Annotated in this window: 1 protein-coding gene; it reads right to left on the bottom strand. The window is 52.9% G+C overall.

Features of this window, described 5'->3' with window-relative positions:
• The coding region (gene tuf / locus D5066_RS22775) for an elongation factor Tu (protein ID WP_119917279.1) at window positions 1-1,004 on the bottom strand (1,004 nt) is incomplete at both ends.

Below are 1,004 nucleotides of genomic sequence, written 5' to 3'. Positions count from 1 at the left end.
CCTTCACGGATTGCGAAACGCAGACCGTCGTCCATCGCGATTGGGTGGATCAGAGTCACAACCATCTTGATGTTGTCGCCTGGCATTACCATCTCAACGCCTTCTGGCAGTTCGATGGTACCGGTCACGTCAGTTGTACGGAAGTAGAACTGTGGACGGTAGCCTTTGAAGAACGGAGTATGACGGCCGCCTTCGTCTTTGGACAGGATGTAAACTTCAGATTCGAACTTGGTGTGTGGCTTGATTGAGCCTGGCTTCGCCAGAACCTGACCACGTTCGATTTCTTCACGTTTGATACCACGCAGCAGAACACCAACGTTCTCACCAGCACGGCCTTCGTCCAGCAGTTTGCGGAACATTTCAACGCCAGTACAGGTAGACTTCGCAGTCTCTTTGATACCAACGATTTCAACTTCTTCACCAACTTTGATGATACCGCGCTCTACACGACCGGTAACAACGGTACCACGACCGGAGATGGAGAATACGTCTTCAATTGGCAGCAGGAATGGCTTGTCAATCGCACGCTCTGGTTCTGGGATGTAAGAATCCAGGTAGCCAGCCAGTTCGATGATTTTCGCTTCCCACTCTGCTTCGCCTTCCAGCGCTTTCAGCGCGGAACCACGAACGATAGGAGTGTCGTCGCCTGGGAAATCGTACTGAGACAGCAGTTCACGAACTTCCATCTCTACCAGTTCCAGCAGCTCTTCGTCATCAACCATGTCGCATTTGTTCAGGAACACGATGATGAAAGGAACGCCTACCTGACGACCCAGCAGGATGTGCTCACGAGTCTGAGGCATTGGGCCGTCAGTCGCAGCAACAACCAGGATCGCGCCGTCCATCTGCGCAGCACCGGTAATCATGTTTTTAACATAGTCGGCGTGGCCCGGGCAGTCTACGTGTGCGTAGTGGCGAGTCGGGGTGTCGTACTCAACGTGAGAGGTGTTGATGGTGATACCACGAGCTTTTTCTTCTGGCGCGTTATCGATCTGGTCGAATGC

Origin of the sequence: Enterobacter chuandaensis (assembly GCF_003594915.1) — a bacterium.
Lineage (GTDB): Bacteria > Pseudomonadota > Gammaproteobacteria > Enterobacterales > Enterobacteriaceae > Enterobacter > Enterobacter chuandaensis.
Note: the sequence above shows the minus strand (reverse complement) of the source record. Positions and strands in the feature narration are given on the sequence as shown.